At 74.0% G+C, this 23,314-nt stretch carries 20 protein-coding genes; 16 read left to right on the forward strand and 4 right to left on the reverse strand.

The features are described 5' to 3' along the window. Positions 1 to 21: 21 nt before the first annotated feature. Complete coding sequence (gene panB / locus ABD091_RS17745) at positions 22 to 876, reverse strand: 3-methyl-2-oxobutanoate hydroxymethyltransferase (protein ID WP_343921088.1); 855 nt, start codon at positions 874 to 876, stop codon at positions 22 to 24. A 122-nt stretch (positions 877 to 998) separates the two neighbouring features. Between panB and ABD091_RS17750 the strand changes: the two genes are divergently transcribed. Both ABD091_RS17750 and ABD091_RS17755 read left to right on the forward strand, forming a co-directional pair. Further along, a complete protein-coding gene (locus ABD091_RS17750; RefSeq protein WP_343921090.1) occupies positions 999 to 2,393 on the forward strand; it encodes a coiled-coil domain-containing protein in 1,395 nt (464 codons plus the stop codon). A 3-nt stretch (positions 2,394 to 2,396) separates the two neighbouring features. Further along, complete coding sequence (locus tag ABD091_RS17755; RefSeq protein ID WP_343921092.1) at positions 2,397 to 3,458, forward strand: coiled-coil domain-containing protein; 1,062 nt, start codon at positions 2,397 to 2,399, stop codon at positions 3,456 to 3,458. A gap of 3 nt (positions 3,459 to 3,461) precedes the next feature. On the opposite strand, the gene ABD091_RS17760 is transcribed toward ABD091_RS17755, so the two are convergent. Next, a complete protein-coding gene (locus tag ABD091_RS17760) occupies positions 3,462 to 4,328 on the reverse strand; it encodes a hypothetical protein (protein WP_343921093.1) in 867 nt (288 codons plus the stop codon). 62 nt (positions 4,329 to 4,390) lie between these two features. On the opposite strand from ABD091_RS17760, the gene ABD091_RS17765 reads away from it, so the two are divergent. The 13 genes from ABD091_RS17765 (at position 4,391) to ABD091_RS17825 (ending at position 20,422) form a co-directional block, all read left to right on the forward strand. Next, entirely contained in the window at positions 4,391 to 4,630 is a 240-nt protein-coding gene (locus ABD091_RS17765) for a hypothetical protein (RefSeq protein ID WP_343921094.1), read from the forward strand. Positions 4,631 to 4,646: 16 nt separating this feature from the next. Next, positions 4,647 to 6,671: an NAD(+) synthase gene (locus ABD091_RS17770; RefSeq protein ID WP_343921095.1), complete on the forward strand. Its 2,025-nt coding sequence runs from the start codon at positions 4,647 to 4,649 to the stop codon at positions 6,669 to 6,671. Between the two features lie 109 nt (positions 6,672 to 6,780). After that, positions 6,781 to 8,118, forward strand: a complete 1,338-nt coding sequence (gene glnA / locus ABD091_RS17775) for a type I glutamate--ammonia ligase (protein ID WP_343921096.1) — start codon at positions 6,781 to 6,783, stop codon at positions 8,116 to 8,118. Further along, positions 8,118 to 8,990 carry a hypothetical protein gene (locus ABD091_RS17780; protein ID WP_343921098.1) on the forward strand — a complete coding sequence of 291 codons (873 nt, stop codon included), beginning with the start codon at positions 8,118 to 8,120 and terminating at the stop codon, positions 8,988 to 8,990. Before glnA ends, ABD091_RS17780 begins: the two co-directional genes overlap by 1 nt. Beyond that, positions 8,990 to 9,712: a type 1 glutamine amidotransferase gene (locus tag ABD091_RS17785; RefSeq protein ID WP_343921100.1), complete on the forward strand. Its 723-nt coding sequence runs from the start codon at positions 8,990 to 8,992 to the stop codon at positions 9,710 to 9,712. The genes ABD091_RS17780 and ABD091_RS17785 overlap by 1 nt, the downstream gene beginning before the upstream one ends. After that, on the forward strand, positions 9,709 to 12,684 hold the full coding sequence (locus ABD091_RS17790) for a bifunctional [glutamine synthetase] adenylyltransferase/[glutamine synthetase]-adenylyl-L-tyrosine phosphorylase (RefSeq protein ID WP_343921102.1): 2,976 nt from the start codon (positions 9,709 to 9,711) through the stop codon (positions 12,682 to 12,684). Before ABD091_RS17785 ends, ABD091_RS17790 begins: the two co-directional genes overlap by 4 nt. A gap of 16 nt (positions 12,685 to 12,700) precedes the next feature. Continuing rightward, a complete protein-coding gene (locus ABD091_RS17795) occupies positions 12,701 to 13,477 on the forward strand; it encodes an isocitrate lyase/PEP mutase family protein (protein WP_343921104.1) in 777 nt (258 codons plus the stop codon). Between the two features lie 10 nt (positions 13,478 to 13,487). Beyond that, entirely contained in the window at positions 13,488 to 14,576 is a 1,089-nt protein-coding gene (locus tag ABD091_RS17800) for a threonine aldolase family protein (RefSeq protein WP_343921106.1), read from the forward strand. A 55-nt stretch (positions 14,577 to 14,631) separates the two neighbouring features. Further along, complete coding sequence (locus ABD091_RS17805; RefSeq protein WP_343921108.1) at positions 14,632 to 15,258, forward strand: SatD family protein; 627 nt, start codon at positions 14,632 to 14,634, stop codon at positions 15,256 to 15,258. Further along, entirely contained in the window at positions 15,255 to 15,992 is a 738-nt protein-coding gene (locus ABD091_RS17810) for a hypothetical protein (protein ID WP_343921110.1), read from the forward strand. Before ABD091_RS17805 ends, ABD091_RS17810 begins: the two co-directional genes overlap by 4 nt. A gap of 53 nt (positions 15,993 to 16,045) precedes the next feature. Beyond that, complete coding sequence (locus ABD091_RS17815) at positions 16,046 to 17,038, forward strand: LLM class F420-dependent oxidoreductase (protein ID WP_343921112.1); 993 nt, start codon at positions 16,046 to 16,048, stop codon at positions 17,036 to 17,038. Between the two features lies 1 nt (position 17,039). Next, positions 17,040 to 18,260 carry a glucose-1-phosphate adenylyltransferase family protein gene (locus tag ABD091_RS17820; protein WP_343921114.1) on the forward strand — a complete coding sequence of 407 codons (1,221 nt, stop codon included), beginning with the start codon at positions 17,040 to 17,042 and terminating at the stop codon, positions 18,258 to 18,260. A 38-nt stretch (positions 18,261 to 18,298) separates the two neighbouring features. Continuing rightward, complete coding sequence (locus tag ABD091_RS17825; RefSeq protein WP_343921116.1) at positions 18,299 to 20,422, forward strand: histidine kinase; 2,124 nt, start codon at positions 18,299 to 18,301, stop codon at positions 20,420 to 20,422. Here ABD091_RS17825 and ABD091_RS17830 read toward each other — a convergent pair. Then, positions 20,405 to 20,836, reverse strand: coding sequence for a response regulator (locus ABD091_RS17830; RefSeq protein WP_343921118.1), 432 nt, complete (start codon positions 20,834 to 20,836; stop codon positions 20,405 to 20,407). The two genes, ABD091_RS17825 and ABD091_RS17830, sit on opposite strands and share 18 nt — an antisense overlap. A 107-nt stretch (positions 20,837 to 20,943) precedes the next feature. Here ABD091_RS17830 and ABD091_RS17835 point away from each other — a divergent pair, with 107 nt between their 5' ends. Next, a complete protein-coding gene (locus ABD091_RS17835) occupies positions 20,944 to 21,597 on the forward strand; it encodes a response regulator (RefSeq protein ID WP_343921120.1) in 654 nt (217 codons plus the stop codon). A 144-nt stretch (positions 21,598 to 21,741) separates the two neighbouring features. On the opposite strand, the gene ABD091_RS17840 is transcribed toward ABD091_RS17835, so the two are convergent. After that, a complete protein-coding gene (locus tag ABD091_RS17840) occupies positions 21,742 to 23,307 on the reverse strand; it encodes a PucR family transcriptional regulator (protein ID WP_343921122.1) in 1,566 nt (521 codons plus the stop codon). Positions 23,308 to 23,314: the final 7 nt, after the last annotated feature.

Raw genomic sequence — 23,314 nt, forward strand, 5'->3', positions numbered from 1 at the left:
CGGCCGGCCGACCGCGAGCCGTCAGAAGGTGTGCTCCGGGCCGGGGAACGTGCCGTCCCGTACGTCGTCGCGGTAGGCGCGCGCGGCGTCCAGCAGCACGCCGTGGACGTCGGCGTACTGCTTGACGAACCGCGCCATCCGGCCCGTCCTCAGTCCGAAGGCGTCCTGCCAGACCAGCACCTGGCCGTCGCAGTCGGGGCCGGCGCCGATGCCGATCGTCGGGATCGTCAGCTCCTTCGAGACCTGCGCGGCGACGTCGCCGGGCACCATCTCCATGACGACGGCGAACGCGCCGGCCTGCTCCATCGCGTGGGCATCGGCGAGGACCCGGTCGGAGGCGTCGCCCCGGCCCTGGACGCGGTAGCCGCCGAGGGAGTGCTCGCTCTGGGGGGTGAAGCCGATGTGGGCCATCACCGGGATGCCGTTGGTGGCGAGCTTCTCGACCTGCGGCGCGACCTCGGCCCCGCCCTCGAGCTTGACCGCGTGGGCGCCTGCCTCCTTCATGAAGCGCACGCCGGTGTGGAACGCCTGCTCGGGAGACGCCTGATAGCTGCCGAACGGGAGGTCGGCGAGCACCAGGCCGCGCTTCGCGGTCCTCGCGACGGCTCGCACCAGGGGGATCAGCTCGTCGACGGTCACCGGGATCGTGGTCTCGTAGCCCAGCACGTTGTTGGCGGCGGAGTCGCCGATGAAGAGGATGTCGATGCCGGCCTCGTCGAAGACCGCCGCGGTGTACATGTCGTAGACCGTCAGCATCGTGATCTTCTCCCCACGCTCCTTCATCTCGCGGAGGTGATGGGTGCGGACCCGCTTGACGGGTGCCGGCGGTGTGCTCGACCCGCCGCCGTAGGGCGCGGGCTGCTCGGGCTCGGTCATGCGGTTCTCCTCGTCGCCTGGCGTCCCCGGACGGGGGTACACGGGCTCACTGGGTCGCCCTCCACGCTAGCGCCGCGGACCCGGTCTGGTCCCGGACGGCAAGTGTTGGGACAATCACGTCCATGTCGGGTTCGGGTTCCGTCGCCTCGGCGCTGGAGCGCGCCCAGAGGGTGGCCGACGAGCTGCTCCGCGAGGCGCGCGCCGAGGCCGAGGAGCTGACCGCCGGCGCACGCGAGAACGAGAAGCGCACCGCGTCGGCGCGGACCGAGGCGGAGCAGGCGCTGGGCGAGGCCGAACGGGCTCGCGAGCAGGCCACGACGCGGCTCGCCCGCGCCTCCGAGCAGGGCCAGGAGCTGATCAGCGACGCCGGCGAGCAGGCGCTGCTGATCATGCAGGCCGCCGGGCGCGACCGCGACCAGCTGCTGGCCGACGCCCGTGCCCTCGCCGACGAGGAGGCCGCGACCGCCGAGCAGGCGCGCCACGAGGTCGAGGCGGAGACCGCCCGCCGTCGTACGGACGCGGAGGCGCAGGTGGCCGCGATGCTGGCCGCCGCCGAGGAGCGTGCCGCCGCCCTGCTGGCCGAGGCCGACCGGGACGCCCAGACCCGCCGCGCCGAGGTCGCCCGGGTCGTCCAGGGCCTCGAGGCCGAGGCGATCGTCGCGGCCAACGAGGTGCGCGAGCAGGCCGACGTCGCCGCCGCGGTGATCCGGGGCGAGGCCCAGGACGAGGCCGCCACGCTCAAGGGGGACGCCCAGGCCCAGCACGACGCCCTCGTCGCCGAGGGCGAGCAGCGGCTGACCGCGGCCCGCCAGGAGGCCGACCGTCAGCTCGCCGAGGCTGCCGAGCAGTCCGCGTGGGCCGACAAGACGGTGGCCGACGTGATCGCGACCGCCGAGGGTCAGGCCGAGCGGCTGCTCGCCGACACGCGCGAGGAGCTCGACCGGGAGATCGCCGACCGGCGGGCCGAGCAGGACCGGTGGGACGAGGAGCGCGAGGCCGCCCGTCAGGCGGCCGACGCCGAGGCCCAGCAGCAGCGCGACGAGCTCGGGGGGCAGGCGACGTCCACCCTCGAGGACGCCCGGTCCGAGGCGACCCGCCTCGTCGACGGGGCCCGGCGGGAGGCCGACGCCCAGCGGGCGGAGGCGGAGCGGGTCCTCGCCGACGCCGAGGAGCAGGCCGAGCGGCGCCTCGGCGACGCCGCCACCGGGGCCCGCACCCTGCGCGAGCAGGTCGCCGAGGAGTTCGGTCGGTCCCGGTCCCAGGCCCAGCAGATCCTCAGCGAGGCCCACGACCAGGCCGACGCCGTACGACGCGAGGCGAAGCAGGAGCACGACCGACTGGTCCAGGAGGCCGAGCGGCATCGCGACACCCTGCGCGCCGAGGTCGCCGACCTGACCCGCCGGCGCGACGCCATCGTCGAGGAGCTCGGCGGGATGTCCGGCGTCATCCAGGCCCTCGCCGTCCCCGACCCGAGCACCCCCACCACCCCCACCTCTGACCCCGAGAGCGAGCAGTAGCCCATGTCCGACACCACCTCCACCGGCGGCTCCGAGCCGTCCTTCCGGATCGTCCGTCGCGGCTACGAGCCCACCGACGTCAACCGCCACGTCGCCGACCTGCTCAAGGAGCAGGGCAACCAGCAGCAACGGATCGCCGAGCTGAGCGCCAAGGTCCGCGAGCTCGAGGCCTCGCGGACGCTGCAGGCCGAGCAGGCGCCGGAGCCCGCGACCTTCGCCGACCTCGGCAAGCGGGTCGGCGACATCCTCACGCTCGCCGAGGACGAGGCCGCCGAGATCCGTGGCAACGCCCGCGCCGACGCCGACGCCCTGCTCGCCGAGGCGACGAGCACCGCCGAGAGGCAGCGCACCGACGCCCAGGAGTACGCCGCGGCGCGTCGCGCCGAGGCTGACGAGGAGGCCGAGCGGCTGGTCGCCGGGGCCCACCGCCGGGCCGACGAGCTCGGCGACGAGGCCGAGCGCGAGGCGTCGGCCCGACGTGCCGAGGCCGATGCCGTCTACGAGGCGCAGCAGGCCGAGGCCGCGCGCGCTGCCGCCGATTTCGAGACCACGCTCGCCGCCCGGCGCGACGCCGCGGAAGGCGAGTTCGCCGCCCAGTTCGAGACCGCGAAGTCGCAGCTCGTGGAGGCCCAGAGCCACCTCGACCGCACCCGCGGCGACGCCCAGCGGATCCGGACCGAGGCCGAGACCGGCGCGCGCCGGCTCGTCGAGGACGCCCAGAAGGAGGCCGAGGGCATCATCGCCGCGGCCCGCACCCACGCCGACCGGATCCGCGAGGAGTCCGACCGTGAGCTCGTCGCCGCCACCCAGCGCCGCGACAGCATCAACGCCCAGCTCGGCAACGTCCGCCAGATGCTCGCCACCCTCACCGGCGGGGCCGCGGCCGGCCTGCTCACGGACAAGCCGGAGGACGCGGTCGGGGCCTCGACAGAGGAGCCGGCGCAGGAGCCCGAGGTCGACGACGCCGAGCTCGAGGTCGACGACGCCGAGCTCCAGGTCGCCGAGGCGGAGGCGGAGGAGCCGGCCGAGGCCGTCGACGAGGCCGACGACGACGAGAAGGCCTGACCGCTACGGCGTGAGTGACTCCCGCAGGCCGCCCAGGGCGACCCGGTCGCTCTCGTTGCCCGGGTGGGGCTGCTCGAACCGGTCGGCGTACTGGGTGAGCTCGTCGAGCCGCCACTCGAGCGCGAACATCCGCAGCAGGTCGGGGTCGCCGACGGGGGGATCGAGCCAGCGCAGGTCCCGCTCGGCCGGCGCCAGGCGCGCCGACTCCCAGTCGACGAGCACCACGCCCCGGCCCGTCTGGAGCTGGTTGCGGATGTGCGGCTCACCGTGGGTGGTGACCCAGGTCGAGGGGTCGGTCGCGCCGGCGAGCCGGAGGTAGTCGGCGACCCACGTGGCGACGCCGTCGAGGTGGGCGACGAGCAGGTCCCGGGCGTCCTCGCCGTGGGGTCCGCCGGTCCACGGCGTCAGCGTCCTCGCGGCGAGCTCCTCCGGGAGGTCCGACGCGACCAGCGGGCGCCAGGGGGTGAGGGCGGGCGGCGGCGGTGCTGCATGGAGCCGCTCCAGCAGCTCGGCCGTGGCCGAGCCGTCCGGACGGTGGCCGTCGACCCAGCGGGTGGCGCTGAGCAGGCCGTCGCCCAACGGAGTCGTGAACCGGCCGTCGCGGCCGGGCAGCGAAGGCACCACGAGGTCCAGGTCGTCGGCGAGCGCGGCCGCGGCGGCGTACGTCGCCTCGAGGGTGTCGGCGGTGTGGTGGACGCCGAGCACGTCGAGCGTCGCGAACAGCCGCGGCTCGCCGGCCACGGTGACCCGCCAGTGCCACCCCCCGAAGCCGACCGGGAGGTGCTCGACCTCGTCGGCGTCGGGCAGCCAGGCGCGACGGACGAGCGAGAGGACCTCCTCGTCGGAGGCGTGGGTCGGGCGCTCGCGCACGGGCAGAGGTCTACCACGTCGGGGTGAGGTCCGGGCCTGGTCGGAGTGCCACGATCGGTCCCATGGTGGACCAGCACGACGCAGACCTCCAGGCCGCGGTCGACTCCACGTCGGTGGCCCGCGACTCGGACCCGGACGGGGAGATCGACCTCGTCCAGTATCTCCGCGACCAGCTCGCCGAGCGTGAGATCGAGACCTCCGACGAGGCGTGGCTGCAGCGCCAGGTCGAGAACATCAAGGCCGACCCCAACTACATGGTCGACGGTGAACCCGACGACTACACGCCGATCCGGGATCGCTGATCCCTAGACTCGAGGCGTGGACTTCCACTCCGCCTACGCCCAAGGGTTCGCCCGGGTCGCCGCCTGCACGGTGCCCGTCGCGGTGGCCGACCCTGCCGCCAACGCCGCAACGATCGTCGAGCAGGTGCGGGAGTGCCACGAGGACGGAGTGGCCGTCGCGCTCTTCCCGGAGCTGTCGCTGACCGGCTATGCCATCGACGACCTGCTGCTGCAGGACACGCTGCTGGAGGAGACGCTCCTGGCGCTCCAGACCCTGGTCGAGGCGACCGCCGACCTGACGCCCGTCGTCGTGGTCGGTGCGCCCCTCGTCCACGGCTCGCGCGTCCTCAACTGCGCGGTGGTCGTCCACCGCGGCCGGGTGCTGGGCGTGGCGCCGAAGTCCTACCTGCCGACCTACCGCGAGTTCTACGAGCGCCGCTGGTTCGCGCCGGGTGACGACCGCGCGGGCTCGACGATCCGGCTCGCCGGGCAGGACGTGCCGCTCGGGCCGGACCTGCTCTTCACCGCCTCGGACGTGCCGGGCCTCGTCCTCCACGTCGAGGTCTGCGAGGACATGTGGGTGCCGGTGCCGCCGAGCGCGGAGGCCTCGCTGGCAGGTGCGACGGTGCTGGCCAACCTGTCCGGATCCCCGATCACCATCGCCCGCGCCGAGGACCGCCGGCTGCTGGTCCGGTCGGCGAGCGCCCGCTGCTCGGCGGCCTACCTCTACGCGGCCGCGGGGCAGGGGGAGTCGACCACCGACCTGTCGTGGGACGGCCAGACGATGGTCTACGAGTGCGGCGACCTGCTGGCCGAGAGCGAGCGGTTCCCCGACGGACCGCGCCGCAGCACCACCGACGTCGACCTCCAGCGGATCAGGCAGGAGCGGCTGCGGCAGGGCACCTTCGACGACAACGCCCGCGCCACCGGACGACGCCCCTTCCGGACCGTCGGCTTCGAGCTCCGGCCCCCGGGCGGTGACGTCGGCCTGCGGCGCAAGGTCGACCGGTTCCCGTTCGTGCCCGACGACCCCGAGCGGCTCGCCCTCGACTGCTACGAGGCCTACAACATCCAGGTCTCGGGCCTCGAGCAGCGGCTGGCCGCCATCGGCCACCCGAAGATCGTGATCGGCGTCAGCGGCGGGCTCGACTCGACCCACGCGCTCGTCGTCGCCGCTCGTGCGATGGACCGGCTGGGACGGCCCCGCTCGGACATCCACGCCTTCACGATGCCGGGCTTCGCGACCGGCGAGGCGACCAAGTCGCTGGCCACGCGGCTGTCGAAGTGCCTCGGCGTCACCTTCGAGGAGCTCGACATCACGGCCGCCGCGCGGCAGATGCTCGCCGACCTCGACCACCCCTACGCCGACGGCGAGGAGGTCTACGACGTCACGTTCGAGAACGTCCAGGCCGGGCTGCGCACCGACTACCTCTTCCGGCTCGCCAACCACCGCGGCGGCATCGTGCTCGGCACCGGCGACCTGTCCGAGCTCGCGCTGGGCTGGTGCACCTACGGGGTCGGCGACCAGATGTCCCACTACGGCGTCAACGCCGGCGTCCCGAAGACCCTCATCCAGCACCTGATCCGCTGGGTCGCCGACTCCGGGCAGTTCGACGGCGGCACCGCCGACGTGCTGCGCGAGGTCCTCGACCAGGAGATCACGCCGGAGCTGATCCCGGGCGGGCAGCAGTCCACCGAGGAGTCGGTGGGCCCCTACGCCCTCCAGGACTTCACGCTGTTCCACACCATCCGGCGCGGAGCGCGTCCGTCCCGGATCGCGTTCCTGGCCCACCACGCCTGGGCCGACGCGTCGACCGGCGACTGGCCGGCCGGCTATCCCGAGCAGGGGCGGCCGGCGTACGACCTCGCCGCCGTGCGGCACTGGCTGGAGGTCTTCACGAAGCGGTTCTTCGCCAGCCAGTTCAAGCGCTCCGCCCTGCCGAACGGGCCGAAGGTCAGCGCCGGCGGCACGATGAGCCCGCGCGGGGACTGGCGGATGCCGAGCGACGCCAGCGCCGCCGCCTGGCTGCGCGAGATCGAGCGCGACGTCCCCACCGGCTGAGCCTTCCGCACGTCGCACCCGACATGAGCGTCGTGATTCCGCGAGATCACGACGCTCATGTCGGGTACGACGAGCTCGGGAGGCGGTCGGGCGTGGATAGGGTGACGTCATGGGCAAGCAGGAAGACTTCGTGCTGCGGGCGCTCGAGGAGCGCGACGTGCGGTTCGTGCGGCTGTGGTTCACCGACGTGCTGGGCTACCTCAAGTCGGTGTCGGTGGCGCCGGCGGAGCTGGAGGGGGCCTTCGAGGAGGGCATCGGCTTCGACGGTTCGTCGGTCGAGGGCTTCGCCCGGGTCTACGAGTCCGACATGCTCGCCAAGCCCGACCCGACGACCTTCCAGATCCTGCCGTGGCGCGGCGAGCGGCCGGCGACGGCCCGGATGTTCTGCGACATCGAGATGCCGGACGGCTCCCCGTCCTACGCCGACCCGCGGCACGTGCTGAAGCGTCAGCTGGCCAAGGCGGCCGACCGCGGCTTCACCTTCTACACCCACCCCGAGATCGAGTTCTACCTCTTCAAGAACACGCCCGGTCCGGGGGAGGAGCCCGAGCCGGTCGACCGGAGCGGCTTCTTCGACCACACGCCCCAGTCGAGCGCCAACGACTTCCGCCGCGAGGCGATCACGATGCTGGAGTCGATGGGGATCTCGGTGGAGTTCAGCCACCACGAGGGCGGCCCGGGCCAGCAGGAGATCGACCTGCGCTACGCCGACGCGCTGACGACCGCCGACAACGTGATGACCTTCCGCACGGTGGTCCGCGAGGTCGCGTTGAGCCAGGGGATCTGGGCGAGCTTCATGCCGAAGCCCTTCACGACCCACCCCGGCTCGGGCATGCACACCCACGTCAGCCTCTTCGAGGGCGACCAGAACGCCTTCTTCGAGGCGGGGGCCGAGTATCAGCTGTCCAAGACCGGCCGGCAGTTCATCGCCGGGCTGCTCCACCACGCGAGCGAGATCTCGGTGGTCACCAACCAGTGGGTCAACAGCTACAAGCGCCTGCTCGCCGGCGACGAGGCGCCGCCCTACATCTGCTGGGGGCACAACAACCGCTCGGCGATGATCCGGGTCCCGATGTACAAGCCGAACAAGGGCCCGTCGACGCGGATCGAGGTCCGTACCGTCGACGCCGCGTGCAACCCCTACCTCGCGTTCGCCGTCATCCTCGCCGCCGGTCTCAAGGGCATCGACGAGGGCTATGAGCTGCCCCGCGAGGCCGAGGACGACATGTGGACCCTGTCGGAGCGCGAGCGCAAGAGCCTCGGCATCCAGCCGCTGCCGGGCAGCCTCCAGGACGCGATCGGGATCGCCGAGAACAGCGAGCTGCTCGCCGAGGCGCTGGGGGAGCAGGTCTTCGACTTCTTCCTGCGCAACAAGCGCAAGGAGTGGGAGGAGTACCGGATCCAGGTCTCGGCGTTCGAGCGCGACCGGATGCTCCCCGTCATCTGATGGCCGATCGCCCCACCAGCCGCTGGCCGACGGTCACCGGCCTGTGGCTGGGACTCGCGACCTGGGTGTACGCCGCCCTGGCGAGCGTCGAGCTGCTCGGGATCGACTACGACCCCACCGACCCGGCGTCCGGGTACGGCGCCGTCCCCGGCTGGGTACCGGTCACCACCCACGCGGCCACGCTCGTGCTGGGTGGGGCCCTGGTCCTCGCGCTCGCCTCGGTCGTGTCGGGCCGGGCCCGGCGGTCCGCCGACCTGCTGCTCGCCGTCGGCCTGGGGCTGGGGGCGGCGGTGCTCTGGGGCGCGGAGGAGCCGCGGCCGGTCGCACCGGTCGTGGTCGCCGCGGCCGCCGTGGCGCTGGCCCTCCTCGCGCCGCTCCCGGAACGACCGGCCGAGGGGCGGCTCGCCGGGTTCGTCGGACGGCTCCTGCTGGCGACCGTGGCGCTGCTCCTCGCGTGGCTCTGCCTCCACGAGCTCTCCGATCTTCACTTCGACCTGGCCTCCTGGACCGTCCTCTCCTGGTCGGGACTCGTGGTCGCCGGCCTAGTCCTCCTCGCGGCGCTGCTCGGGCCGCTGCTGGCCAGCCCCGTGGCGCGCTGGTCCTTCGGCCTGCCCACTCTGCTCGCCGGCCTGGCCGGGCTGGTCGGCGCCGTGGTGGGGATGCGTGAGGGCTACCTCCTCACGGGCTTCGAGGAGGTCGAGCCGGGCTGGTGGCTCGGTGGGCCGACCGCCTACATCGCCGCTGGCCTCACCGCCGCGGGCCTGGCCCTGCTGCGGTCCCGGCCGACCCTGGCCGTCGGCACCGTCGTGGCCGCGCTGCTGACGACGCTGGGCGTGGTCTTCGGCATCCCCGAGGTCAGGAGCGGGTTCTGATGCGGGTCCTGGTGATCGAGCACGAGGCGGCGTGCCCGCCCGCCCACGTCGGCACCTGGCTGGAGGAGGCCGGCGCCGAGCTGGAGGTGTGCCGACCGTGGGCCGGTGACGCGCTGCCGTCCGCCCTCGCGCCGTACGACGCCGTCCTGGTGCTCGGCGGGTCGATGGGAGCCGACGACGACGCGCTGCACCACTGGCTCGGCCCGGTGAAGGAGCTGGTCCGGGTCGCCGTCGCCGACGACGTGCCGCTGCTCGGCATCTGCCTCGGTCACCAGCTGATCGCCTCGGCCCTCGGCGGCACCGTGGTGCGCAACCCGCGGGGCCAGCAGGTCGGCGTCCTCGACCTCGGCTGGTCGACCGGTGCGACCGACGACGCGTTGGTCGGCGAGGTCGCGGGCGGGCCGGCGCGTGGCGTGCAGTGGAACGACGACATCGTGGTCGGGCTGCCCGACGGAGCGGTCGTCCTGGCGCGGACACCCGACGACGAGGTCCAGGTGGTGCGTTACGCCGGCCGGGCCTGGGGCGTGCAGCTCCACCCGGAGGTCGACGAGCACGTGCTGAAGTCGTGGGCCGAGGGTGACCAGGTCGCGCACCAGGAGCGCGGCCTCGACCAGGCAGCGCTGCTGGGCTCGGTGGCCGACGCCCGGCAGGAGCTCGACGACACCTGGCGGCCGGTGCTCCACCGGTTCGTGGACCTCGCGGGGCCGGGGGACGGGCGGTGAGTCGCGCCGAGCGGTGGCGGACGACCCTGGCCCGGGCCGGCTTCGCCGACGCGACCCGGGCCGGCGAGCTGCTCGACGGACTCGGCGGCAGCGGCCCCGAGCTGGTCGCGATCCTCGGCCGCACCGCCGACCCGGACCTCGCCCTCACCGCCCTGCTGCGCCTGCTGGAGAGCGCCGACGACCGCGAGCGGCTGTTCGACGCCGTCGTCGACGACGAGGGCACGGCGATGCGGCTGCTCTGCGTCCTCGGCGCGAGCAGCGCGCTGGGCGACCACCTGGTCCGCCACCCCGACCACTGGCGCGAGCTCACCGACCCCACCCTCGGGTCGACGCGCGCCCCGGCCTTCGCGATGCGCGCCGACCTGCTGCGGGCAGTCGGCGCGGACCCGGCCGCGGACGTCCCGGTCTCGACGCTGCCGGATCGTGAGGCCCTCGACGCGCTCCGCGTCGAGTACCGCCGGCTGCTGCTGCGCGTCGCGGCCCGCGACCTCGCCCACGACCAGGGCGTCGACGACACCGCGGCCGAGCTGTCCGACCTCGCCGCCAGCACCCTCGACGCCGCACTCGCGGTCGCCCGCGCCCGGGTCGGCGACGACCACGCCGACGCCCGGCTCGCCGTGGTCGCGATGGGCAAGTGCGGCGGCCACGAGCTCAACTACGTCTCCGACGTCGACGTGGTCTTCGCCTTCGCCCCGGCCGACGGGGTGGCCGAGGCGACGGCGACCCGGGTCGCGACCAGGCTCGCCAGCAACCTGATGCAGGTCTGCTCCGACCACACCGCCGAGGGCACGATCTGGCCGGTCGACGCGGCGCTGCGCCCCGAGGGCACCCAGGGACCGCTGGTCCGGACGGTCGCCAGCCACCGCGGCTACTACGAGCGGTGGGCCAAGACCTGGGAGTTCCAGGCCCTGCTCAAGGCGCGTCCGGTCGCGGGTGATCGCGCCCTCGGCGAGGAGTACGCCGAGATGGTCGAGCCCCTGGTGTGGCAGGCCGCCGACCGCGACAACTTCGTTGGCGACGTCCAGGCGATGCGACGCCGCGTCGTCGAGAACATCCCGGCCGCCCAGGTGGACCGTCAGCTCAAGCTGGGCCCGGGCGGGCTGCGCGACGTCGAGTTCGCGGTCCAGCTGCTCCAGCTGGTCCACGGCAGGGCCGACGAGAGGGTCCGCGCGCCCGCCACCCTCAGCGCCCTGCACGAGCTGACGGTCGGCGGCTACGTCGGCCGGCCCGACGGCGAGGCGATGCACGCGGCGTACGCCTTCCTGCGGACCCTCGAGCACCGGATCCAGCTCTTCCAGATGCGGCGCACCCACGTCCTGCCCGACGACGAGGCGAGCCTGCGCCGGCTCGCCCGCAGCATGGGGTGCTTCAAGGAGCCGGTCGCCGAGCTCGACCGCACGTGGCAGCACCACCGCCGCGAGGTGCGCCGGCTCCACGAGAAGCTCTTCTACCGCCCGCTGCTGGCGGCCGTCGCCCGGATCCCCGGCGAGGGGGCGCGGCTCTCGCCCGAGCAGGCGGGCGACCGGCTCTCGGCGCTGGGGTTCGTCGACCCCACCTCCGCGCTGCGCCACCTCGCCTCCCTGACCGAGGGCGTACGCCGCAGCGCGGCGATCCAGCGCACGTTGCTGCCGGTCATGCTCGAGTGGTTCGCCTCGGCGCCCGACCCTGACGCGGGTCTCGCCGGCTTCCGCAAGCTCAGCGAGTCGCTCGGCGGGACCCCGTGGTACCTCACCACGCTGCGCGACGAGGGGCAGGTCGCCGAGCGGCTGGCGACGATCCTGGCGACCTCGCGCTACGCCAGCGACCTGCTCCAGCGCGAGCCCGCCGGCGTGAAGATGCTGGGGGAGGACCTGGCCCCGCTCTCCGCGGAGGCGTTGACCGACGAGATGGCCTCGATCGGGAAACGGCGCGACGAGGCCGAGCAGGCGGTGCGCCAGGTCCGCGCCGTACGCCGCCGCGAGCTGCTGCGCATCGCCAGCGGTGAGCTGGTCGGGCTGACCGACGTCGCCGAGGTCGGCGCCGCGCTGTCGCGACTGACGGACGCGACGCTCGAGGCGACGCTCGAGATCGCCGGCCGCGCGGTGCGGGACCAGCGCGGGCTCGACGAGGCACCCACGGCGCTGGCGGTCGTCGCGATGGGCCGCTACGGCGGGTTCGAGCTGTCCTACGGCTCCGACGCCGACGTGCTGTTCGTCCACGACCCGCTGCCCGGTGCCGACGCGCAGCAGGCGGCGTCCTACGCCCGCGCCGTCGTGGAGGAGCTGCGCCGGCTGCTGTCCGTCGCCGGCCCCGACCCGGCGCTGGAGGTCGACGCGGGCCTGCGGCCCGAGGGCAAGCAGGGACCGCTGGTCAGGACGCTGGACTCCTATGCCGCCTACTACGCGAAGTGGTCACGGGTGTGGGAGGCGCAGGCGCTGCTGCGGGCCGACGCGGTCGTCGGCGACCCCGAGCTGCGCCGGCGGTTCACCGAGCTGATCGACCCGCTGCGCTACCCCGCGCAGGGCCTCACGCACGACGACGTGGTGGAGATCCGGCGGATCAAGGCGCGGGTCGACACCGAGCGGCTGCCGCGCGGCGCCGACCGCAACACCCACCTCAAGCTCGGGAGGGGCGGCCTCTCCGACATCGAGTGGACCGTCCAGCTGCTGCAGATGCGCCACGGTGCGCAGGTCGAGGGGCTGCGGACGCCGCAGACCCTCGCGGCGCTCGAGGGCGCACGAGAGGCCGGCCTGGTCGAGGAGTCGGACGCCGTGGTGCTGGCCGACGGCTGGCGCACCGTGAGCCGGATCCGGAACGCGATCACGCTGGTGAGGGGCAAGGCCGGGGACCAGCTGCCCCGCGACACCCGCGAGCGGGCGGCCGTCGCGATCACCGTCGGCTACCCGCCCGGCGGCACCGACGCCATGGTCAACGACTACCTCCGGCGGACCCGTCGCGCCCACGCGGTCGTGGAGCGCGTCTTCTGGGAATGAGTGGTTGGATCGGGTCATGACCACCGCAACCCGGGCCACCGACCTCCTCGCGCTCCACACCGCGCCCGACCTGTTGACCGTCGTCAACGTCTGGGACGCCATCAGCGCCACGGTCGTCGCCGACGTCCCGGGCACGCGCGCGCTCGCGACCGCGAGCCACAGCATCGCCGCCACGCTCGGCTACGAGGACGGCGAGAACATTCCGGTCGACGAGATGGTGCAGATGTGCCGCAGGATCGTCGACGCGGTCGACCTGCCCGTCTCCGCCGACCTCGAGGGCGGCTACGGCGACGCGCCAGAGACCGTGCGGCGCGCGATCGGCGTCGGCGTCGTGGGGGCCAACATCGAGGACCAGATGAAGCCGTTGGCCGAGGCCGCCGCCCAGGTCGAGGCCGTGATGGCCGCGGCCGCTGCCGAGGGCGTGCCCGACTTCGTCCTCAACGCCCGCACCGACGCCTTCGTCCGGGCCGGCGACCGCGAGCCCGCCGAGGTGCTCGCCGACGCCGTCGAGCGGTCGAGGGCCTACCTCGACGCGGGGGCGCCGGTCGTCTTCGTGCCCGGCCGTCTCGACGAGCGGCAGGTGACCACGCTGGTCGACGCCCTCGGACCGCAGCGGCTGACCGTGATCGCGGTGCCCGGCTCGCTGCCGCTGCGCCGGTTGGAGGAGCTCGGGGTGGCGCGGGTGTCCTACGGGCCCAACTCCCAGCGGGTCGCGCTGACGGCGCTGGCCGAGCTCGTCGAGGACGTGCACGACGGCGGCGGGCTGCCGGCGTCGATGCGCGTGCTCAACTGATGGTCGACTGATGGTCGACGTCGCGACGTTCCGTCAGGTCGCGGAGGCCTGCTCGAGGGCCGTCTTCTGGCAGCTGCCCCGGACCCCGGCGCAGGCGCTGGCCGAGGCGGCCGAGCAGGCCGCGGCGTACGACCTCGAGTGGGACAGGTACGGGTCCGGGGGAGCGGTCGAGCAGGTCGAGACCGAGCTGGTCGAGGTGTTCGGGACCGAGGCCGCTGCCTTCTTCCCGAGCGGCACCATGGCCCAGCAGTCCGCGCTGCGCGTGTGGTGCGACCGGGTCGGCACCACCCGGGTCGCGCTCCCGGACCTCTCCCACCTGCTGCTGCACGAGTCGGACGGCCCGCGTCTGCTCCACGACTTCCGGTTCGAGCACCTGACCACGGGACCCCGTACGCCGACCGTCGACGACCTCGCCGCTGTCCCGGGGCAGCTCGCCGCGGTCCTCGTGGAGCTTCCGCTGCGCGACGCCGGCTGCCTGCTCCCCGAGTGGGACGACCTGGTCGCGCTCGCGGACGCGGCGCGCGAGCGGGGCGCCGCCTTCCACCTCGACGGGGCACGGGTCTGGGAGGCGCAGGCGTCCTACGACCGACCCCTCGCGGAGATCGCGGGCGTCGCGGACACGATGTACGTCTCCTTCTACAAGGGCCTGGGCGGGTTGGCCGGCGCGGCGCTCGTCGGGCCCGAGGACGTCCTGGCCGAGGCGCGGCTGTGGCGCCACCGGATGGGCGGCACCCTCTTCCACCTGACGGCCGAGGCGACCACCACCCTGGCCGGGCTGCGCCGGCCACCGGACTTCGCCGGGCAGCTCGCGTGGGCCCGGAGCCTGGCGGCGCTGCTGCCCCGGCACGGCATCACGCCGCACCCGGCGGTCCCGCACGTCCACACCTTCCGGGTCCACGCCGCAGGCGAGGCCGACGAGGTCAACGAGCGGGCCCTCGCGGTGATGCGACGGGAGGACCTCGCCCTCACGGGCATGTGGCGGGCGGCCGACGAGCCGGGTCGCGTCCACACCGAGCTCACCTGCTCCGCTGCCTCGCTCGACCACGACCCGGCGCGGGTGGCGGCCCTGCTCGGTGAGGTCGTGAAAGGAAGCGTGTGACTTCATCCACTCATTAGTGAAGCCAAATGCTAATGTTGTGGTGAGGTGAAGTCCCATGCTGATGGCAGCCGTGCTCGGCGACCTGGTCGGATCCCGGCGGTCGGAGGACCGGGTCGCCCTGCACGCGCGGGTCCAGCGCGCGCTCGCCGAGGTCAACGAGATGCTCTCCCCGGTGGTGCCGCTCCGGTTGACGGTCGGCGACGAGTACCAGGGCGGCTTCGCCACGGTTGGCGAGGCGGTGCGCGCCACGTTGCGGCTCCGGCTCGCCCTCGCCGCCGACGTGCGCCACGGCCTCGGCTGGGGCAGCGCCGACCTGCTGCAGGACGAGCCGCGGGTCGAGGACGGTCCGGCGTGGTGGGTGGCCCGCGACGCGATCGTCGCGGTCGAGGAGGAGGCCGCGCGTCCGGCGACACGGTGGCGGCGTACGTCCTACCGGCGCGCCGAGGGGACGGACGGTCCGGACCCTGCGACCCTCGAGGCCATGTTGATCCTGCGCGACCGGGCGGTCGCCGACCTCGACGACCGCGGCCTGCGCCTGCTCGACGGGCTGCTCGGCGGCCGCACCCAGCGCGACCTCGCCGACGACCTCGGCATCAGCGCGTCCGCGGTGTCCCAGCGGGTGCGCTCCGACGGGCTGTCGGCGATCGTGGCGGCCGACGAGGCCCTGGTGGTCGCTCCGTGAGCTGGCTCGGACTGCTGCTGATCGGCTTCGCGACCAGCGACCTGGTCTTCTCGGTGCGGCCCCTGCGCCACGTGCCGGAGGCGGTCGGTGCGGTGGTCGCCGTGATCGCGGGGCTGCTGGCCGGGATGACCGACGGCCGTGACCTCGTCGCGATGCTCGTCGTCGTGGCGTTCACCGTCGCGTGGGGCCAGTCGGTGACCCGCGGCTTCGCCGCCGGCGGCCGCCCGTGGGTGCCGCTCGCCGTCTTCGCGACGGGCGTGGTGGGGGCCGTCGCGCTCTCGCCGCTGGCGCCGTACGCCGACGGGCTGCTCGGCCGCTGGCTCGAGGCGACGCCCTTCGGGGTCGTCGCGGGGCTGCCGGCCGGCGCCGCGCTCGTGCTGGTGGGTGTGCTGCTGCTGCAGCTCTCGACCGGCAACGTGCTGGTCCGCCTCGTCCTCGCCGCCACCGGCACGGTCGACCCGTCCCGCAGCGACGGCGACCGCGACGTGCCGTCCTACCGGCTCAAGGGCGGTCGGCTGCTCGGGCCGATGGAGCGGCTCTTCATCCTCGGCCTCGGGATCGCCGGCCAGCTCACGGCGGCGTCGGTGGTGATCGCGGCCAAGGGCCTGTTGCGCTGGCCCGAGCTGCAGGACGCCCGCAAGCAGCACCGGATCCACGCCGTGACCGAGTACTTCCTCGTCGGCAGCTTCGCCAGCTGGACCGTCGCCCTCGCGTCCCTGGTCCTGCTGCTCTGACGCCACCCACGCGGGTGGTCCCCCCGGTGGTGGCCCGTGCCTAGCGTGCTGGCATGACGCGCTTCGGCTTCACCCTCATGACCGAGCAGTCGGGTCCGCGGGACCTGGTGACGCAGGCCCGGCGGGCCGAGGAGGTCGGGTTCGAGTTCGAGGTCATGAGCGACCACTACTTTCCGTGGTTGAGCGCCCAGGGCCACGCCCCCTACGCGTGGAGCGTGCTGGGCGCCGTCGCCCAGGTGACGTCCCGGGTCGACCTCATGACCTACGTGACCTGCCCGACGCTGCGCTACCACCCGGCCGTCGTCGCACAGAAGGCCGCCACGGTGGGGGTCCTGTCGGACGGACGGTTCACCCTCGGGCTGGGATCGGGGGAGAACCTCAACGAGCACGTGGTGGGGGCGGGCTGGCCGGCCGTGGACACGCGTCAGGACATGCTCCAGGAGGCGATCGAGGTGATCCGCGAGCTCTGGAGCGGCGAGCTCGTGAGCTGGTCCGGTGACCACTTCCGGGTCGAGTCGGCCCGGATCTGGGACCTGCCCGACGACCCGGTCGGCATCGGCACCGCGGTGAGCGGCGAGAAGTCGGTGACCAGGTTCGGACCGCTCTCCGACCACCTGGTCGCGGTCGAGCCCCGGGCCGACCTGGTGGAGGCGTGGAACGCGACCGAGGGCGCCCCCCGGATCGGCGACGGCGCCCGCGCGATCGGGCAGATCCCGATCTGCTGGGACCCCGACCGCGATGCGGCGGTCGAGCGGGCGCACGACCAGTTCCGCTGGTTCGCCGGCGGCTGGGCCGTCAACAGCGACCTGCCGACCACGGCGGGGTTCGCGGGAGCCACGCAGTTCGTACGACCCGAGGACGTGGCCGACAACATCCCGTGCGGTCCCGACCTCGACGCCGTGGTGGAGTCGGTCTCGGCGTTCTGGGAGGCGGGCTTCACCGACGTCGCGCTCGTCCAGGTGGGCGGCGACTCCGTCGAGCCGTTCCTCGACCAGGCCGCCGGACCCCTGCTGGAGAAGCTGCGCGACGCAGCCCCGGGGCAGTGAGGTGCCCGGCACCCGGGTGCTCGCCGTCGTCCAGGCGGGCGGGCAGGGAAACCGGCTGGACGTGCTCACGCGCGAGCGCGCGAAGCCGACGCTCCCGGTCGCGGGCGTCTACCAGCTGCTCGACTTCGCGCTGAGCAACCTGTCGAACAGCGGGATCAGCGACGTGTGGCTGTCGGTCCAGTTCCACGGCTCCGACCTGGAGGCACGGGTCTCGAACGGCCGGCCGTGGGACCTCGACCGCACCCACGGCGGTCTCCGGCTCCTGATGCCCGACGAGGGCACGGGAGGCTCCGACGAGGAGGGGTTCGCACGCGGCAACGCCGACGAGCTGTTCCGCGTCCGCGACCAGCTGCGCGCGGCGGACCCGGAGGTCGTGCTGGTCATGAGTGCCGACCACGTCTACCGCCTCGACCTGGGCGAGGTCGTGCACCACCACCTCGCCCACGGTCTCGAGTGCACGGTCGTGACGACCGAGGTCGCCCTGGAGGACGCCGGGGACCACACGGTCGTGGAGGTCGACGGCGGACGCGTCACCGCCGTGCACCACAAGCCCGACCACCCGCCCGGCGGCACCATCGCCGCGGAGGTCATCGCCTACGCGCCCGACGCCCTCGTCGCGGTGCTCGAGGAGCTCCACCGCGAGCTGGGCGCGGACGCCGGCCCGGGTGACAGCGGGCTCGGCGACTTCGCCGAGCACCTGCTGCCCCGCATGGTCGAGCGCGGCCGCGCCGGCGCCTTCGCCCTGGCGGGCTACTGGCGCGACCTGGGCCAGCCCCACTACTACCTGCGTGCCCACCGCGAGCTGTTGCTCGACGACCACGGGGTGCTCAACGACCGCACGTGGCCGATCATGACGAAGGACCCGCAACGCGGGCCGGCTCGGCTCCTCGACGGCGCCGAGGTGGTCGACAGCCTGGTCAGCCCGGGGTGCGTCGTCGAGGGCCTGGTCGAGCGGAGCGTGCTGGGACCGGGTGTGAGGGTGGCACCCGGTGCCCGCGTCGTCGACGCCGTCCTGATGGACGACGTCACCGTGGGGGAGCGTGCGGTCGTCGCCCGCGCGATCGTGGCCGAGCGCTGCTCGATCCTCGCCGACGCGAGGCTCGGCCACCTCGACGCAGACCTGGAGGACAGCGGGGCGATCGCGGTGGTGGGCCGGGAGAGCCAGGTCGAGCAGGGGGCCGAGCTGGCCGCCGGTGCCAGGCTCGAGCCGGGGAGCAGCTGAACCCGCCCGCGGCGGGGGGTGGGGCCTACGATGCTGTCGTGCCCCAGCCCAGGGGGCCGCCCGGGGGAGGGAGCATGGCCCAGGTCGCACCCGCTGCCGGCACCGCCGCCACCCAGGACGGTGGGCCGGCCCCGTCGTGGTGGCGACGGGTGCCACCCGAGGTCCGCGTGGGGTTCGTGGTGTCGCTCGCCTGCGTCCTGGTGCTCGCCGTCGCGGCGATCCCCGGTGTCCGTCCCCGCCCCGGCGTCATCGCGGTGCTCGACGACGGCGTGCAGCTCCTGGGCTATGCCGGCGCCGCCCTGGTCGCCGTGCCGCTGGGGTTCCGCTCCACGACCTTTCGGGTCCTGTGGTGGGCCGTCGCCGTCGCGGTGACGCTGCGGTGCCTCGGCTTCGCCTACACGATCCTCGTGCTCGACCGCGCCGCGGTCTACCCCTCGCTCGCCGACGCGGCGTGGGTGGTGTCAGGCGTGCTGCTCGTCGTCGCCGCGGTCGAGGTCGCGCGCTACCACGTGCCCGACCACTCCCGGACGCTGGCGCTCGACGCGCTGCTGGGGGGCATCACGGCGGCCGCCGTGATGGCCACCGCGCTGTCCGGCACGGTCGGAAGGCTGGCCGCCGCTGGCATCGGCCAGGACGCGCTCGCGGTCAACCTGACCTACCCCGTCCTCGACGTGTGCCTGCTGACCGTGATCGCGGGCCTCGTCGGACTGACCCACGGACGGCTCTCCGCTGCCGTGGCGACGACCAGTGTGGGCGTGGTCCTGCTGGCGGCGGTCGACGCCACCTTCCTCTTCCAGGCCACCCACGGAGGCTTCGGTCCCGGAAGCGTGCTGACGGCCGCGTCGCTCCTCGGCACCCTGCTCGTCGCCTTCGGGGGCTGGCTGCCGCTGGAGCGACCACCCCTGCGCCGCGAGGTCTTCGGCGGCCTGACCACCCCCGTCCTGCTCGCCCTCGTCTGCCTCGGGGTGCTTACCTTGGACGCGGTCCACCCGGTCCCGCCGCTGGGCATCGCCTTCGGGTCGGTGGGGGTGCTGGTGGCGATCCTGCGCGCCGGCATCACCTACACCGGCGACCGGCGCCAGAGCGTCGAGGTCATCGCCGAGAAGGACGAGCAGATCGGTCGCTACCAGGCGCTGATCGAGGCGTCGAGCGACTACATCGCGATCGGGACCCTGCAGGGCAAGGTCATCTACCTCAACCCGGCGGCGCGTCGGATGAACGGCATCCCGGCCGAGGGACCGCTCGGCGACCTCACCATCGGCCAGATGCTGACCGACGAGGCAGCGCGCCACCAGCGCGAGGTGGAGAGCCCCCAGATCCTGGCCACCGGGTCGTGGCGGGGTGAGTCGACGCTGCGCAACTTCACCGGGGGGCCGCCCGTCCCGGTCTACAAGAACACCTTCATCATCCGTGACGACGCCGGCGAGGCCTGGTTGCTCGGCACGATCCAGCGCGACATCAGCGAGCTCCACGCCGCGCGCACCGAGCTCCAGCGACTCGCCGACGAGCGGCAGGAGCTCCTGCGCCACCTCGTCGACGCGCAGGAGGCCGAGCGCTCACGGATCGCCGCCGACGTCCACGACGACCCGGTGCAGGTGATGGCGGCCGTCGACCTGCAGCTCGGGCTGGTCCAGCGCCAGCTCGACGCGGGCGCCGACGCCGCGGCGACGCGGTCGCTGCTCGAGCAGATGCGCGTCACCGTCTCCGAGGCGAACGACCGGCTCCGCTACCTGCTCTTCGACCTCGACTCGCCGGCCCAGCGGGAGGACGTCGAGACGGCGCTGGGCGAGGCGGCGGCGTACGTGCTCGGCGACGCGGTGCGCTGGGACGTGCGGTGCGAGGACGGGCTCGACCTCGACGAGACGGCCCGGGTGCTGGTCTACCGGATCGCCAAGGAGGCGATGGTCAACGTCCGCAAGCACGCGCAGGCGACCCGGGTCCGCATCGACGTACGCCGCCTCCAGGACGGCGTCGAGGTCGTCGTGGCCGACGACGGTGTCGGGCTGCCACTCGGAGACGTCGTGCCCCGGCCCGGCCACCGGGGCATCTCGGACATGCGCGACCGCGCAGCCATCGCGGGTGGCTCGGTCACCCTGCGCAACGGCGACGAGCGCGGAACCGTGATGCGGTTGTGGATCCCGGTGTCAGCGAACAGTGACTGACAACAGCTGGCGCAGCACCGCGGCCCCGGTGGGGACGGCCAGCACGACCTCGCCCTGGGCGCTGCGCCAGACGAAGTCGGGCAGGCAGTGGCCGATGCGACCCTTGGCGAGGTAGCCGCGGGCCCCCGCGCGCAGCACCGACACGACCGCGGACGGCGCGGACTCGGCCGAGACCACGAGCGCGACCACGGGCGGGCCCTCCTGGAGTGTCGCGAGCAGGTCGGGGCCGCCGCCGGGCATGCGCAGGTCGACGAGGACGACGTGGGGACGCAGCGTCGTCACGAGCCCGAGCAGCTCGGCGCCCGACTCGGCGACCGCGACGACGTCGTAGCGGTCGTCGGTGCGCAGGGTCGCCGCCAGCGTGTCGCGCATGGTGGCGTCGTCGTCGGCGATCGCGACCCTGATCTGCTGCATCGTGGTCCTTCCCGGAGCGTGGCACCATGCTCTCAAGGTGCAGGTTCGTGCACATCCCTTCCGCAGTGCCATACCTCTAGTAGTTTGGTACTAGAGGGGGGGGATCGATGAACGACGAACCGGTGCGCGTGCTCATCGTGGACGACCACGAGGTGCTCGCCTCCAGCCTGGCGCAGGCGCTGGACATCGAGCCAGACCTGCAGGTGGTCGGTCGGGCCGGCTCGTTGTCGGCGGCCGAGGCGATGATCACCTCCACCATGCCGGACGTGTTGCTGCTCGACCACCGGCTGCCGGACGGCGACGGTGTCGGCGCCATTCCGCGGCTGCGTGCGCTCCGCCCGCGGATGGCCGTGGTGGTGCTCACCGCCAGCACCGCCGAGCACGTCCTGGTCTCGGCGATCGAGTCCGGGGCGTCGGGCTTCGTCTCCAAGACCCGCGGCCTGCCCGAGCTGGTCTCGGCCGTGCGCGCCGCCGCAGCGGGGGAGGCCGTCGTCTCACCCGAGATGCTCTCGCGGCTGCTGCCCCGCCTCCAGCGGCAGCGCAACCGGGGCAACGGCCACCAGGCACTCACCGAGCGCGAGCGCGAGGTGCTCTCCCTCGTCGCCGAGGGCCTGACCAACGCGGCCATCGCCGAGCGGCTCGTCGTCAGCGTCCACACCGTGCGCAACCACGTCGCCAACCTCTCGGCCAAGCTCGGCGCGAGCTCGAAGCTGGAGGCCCTGGCGATCGCCGTGCGCGAGGGGCTGCTGCCCGACAGCTGAGCCCGGGCGGCGGTAGTGCATGGGTCTCAGGAGAGATGCCGCGACGGGGGGACGCGCGATCCGGTGCACCCCGGGCACCATGGGGGCGTCGCCCTTCGTCCCTCCCCCGTGGTCGAAGGTCGCAACGTGCCGAAGGCCCCGACGTCATCCCCCGACGACGGGGCCTTCGCCTTCGGCCATCAGTGCCACGTGGAGCGACGTCCGGACCTCGGCGTCGTCGAGCGGGGCGCCGAGGAGCCGCTCGATCCGGTGGAGCCGGTCGTAGAGCGCGGGACGCGAGAGCGAGAGCTCGGCGGCGGCGGCGGACTTGCTGCCCCAGTGGCGCAGCAGCACCCGCAGCGTCGCGAGCAGGGCCGGGTCGGCGTCCCGCAGCGGGGCGAGCTCCCTCGTCGCGAAGTCGCGCAGCCGCTCGTCGCCGGCGAGCAGGGCCAGGAAGCCCCGCAGGTGGACGTCCTCGAGGCGTTGGACCCGAGGTGGCGCGTCGCCGTCGCGCCGGCCTCCCAGCGCCTCCAGCACGTGCCCGGCCTCGCGCAGGCTGCGGTCGGCGGCCGTCAAGGACGCGACGGGTGATCCCGCGGTGACGGTCACCGGCAGCCGAGCGGCCACCGTCGCGGCGAGCTCGTCGACACAGGCGACCGGGTCGCGACGGCGAGGGACGGAGACGAGGGCGCGCACGTCGGAGCCGACGACGGCGACCAGCGCCGGGAGACGGTGGCGCTCCGCGGCCGAGAGGTACGCCGCCACCAGCTCGTCGAGGCGGGCGGTGGGGGCGTGGAGGCGCAGCACCGACCCGACCAGGGTCCCGGCCGGGTCGAGGCCGGCGAGCCGGACCCGACGGGCGAGGTCGGGGTCGTCGGGGTGGGTCTGCACGCCGAGCAGCAGCTCGTGGTGGAGCCGGCGCAGCCGGCCCTGGCGGTTGCGGTCGTGGAGCTGGTGCATCGCGAGGGCGGCGGCCGCGCGCTCGGCGACGGTCACCAGCCGGCTCGGCGGCTCGGTCGGCGCCCCGATGACCAGCCGGCCCCACCCGCGGTCGTGGCGTCCGACCCGGGTGACGAGCCAGCCGAAGCTCTCGTCCCAGACGGTGCGCTCGTCGGCGGGGTCGACGCGCTGGGAGCGCCGCTCCCAGTCGTCGAGGAACTCGGCGACGTCGCCGGGGCCGGCGCGGTAGTCGAGCACGCGGTGGCGGTCGTCCTCCAGGACCACGGGCGCCGCCGCGAGACGGCTGGCGGCGGTGAGGATCTGGTCGGGGCCCGCCTCGGTGAGGCCGAGCTCGGTGAAGGTGTCGTGGACCCGTTCGGCCTCACGCAGCGCGGTGAGCTGCTCGTCGACGAGACGTTCGCCCACGGCCTGGGTGAGGGTCGCGAACCGCACCTCGCGCCGGAGCGCGACCAGCGGCAGGCCGGCGGCGTCGCACTCCGCGACGACCGTGTCCGGCACCACCTCCCAGCGCCGGCCGAGCTCGACGAAGAGGCCGACCGCGTGCGACTCCGCCAGGCTGCGGACGAAGCCGGCCAGGGCGCCGGGGGCGTCGGGGAGCGCGATGCCGGTCGTCAGCAGCAGGTCGCCGCCGCGCAGCAGGGGGCCGATGTCGGCGAGCTCGGTGGTGTGGATCCAGCGGACGGTCCGGGACAGCCCTGACCTCCCGGCGAGGACCAGCGGATCGGCCGCGCGCACGACCGCCATCTCGAGGACCGCGGCGACGCTCAGCACCGGACTT

The sequence above is a fragment of the Nocardioides aestuarii genome, from assembly GCF_039527245.1.
Lineage (GTDB): Bacteria > Actinomycetota > Actinomycetes > Propionibacteriales > Nocardioidaceae > Nocardioides > Nocardioides aestuarii.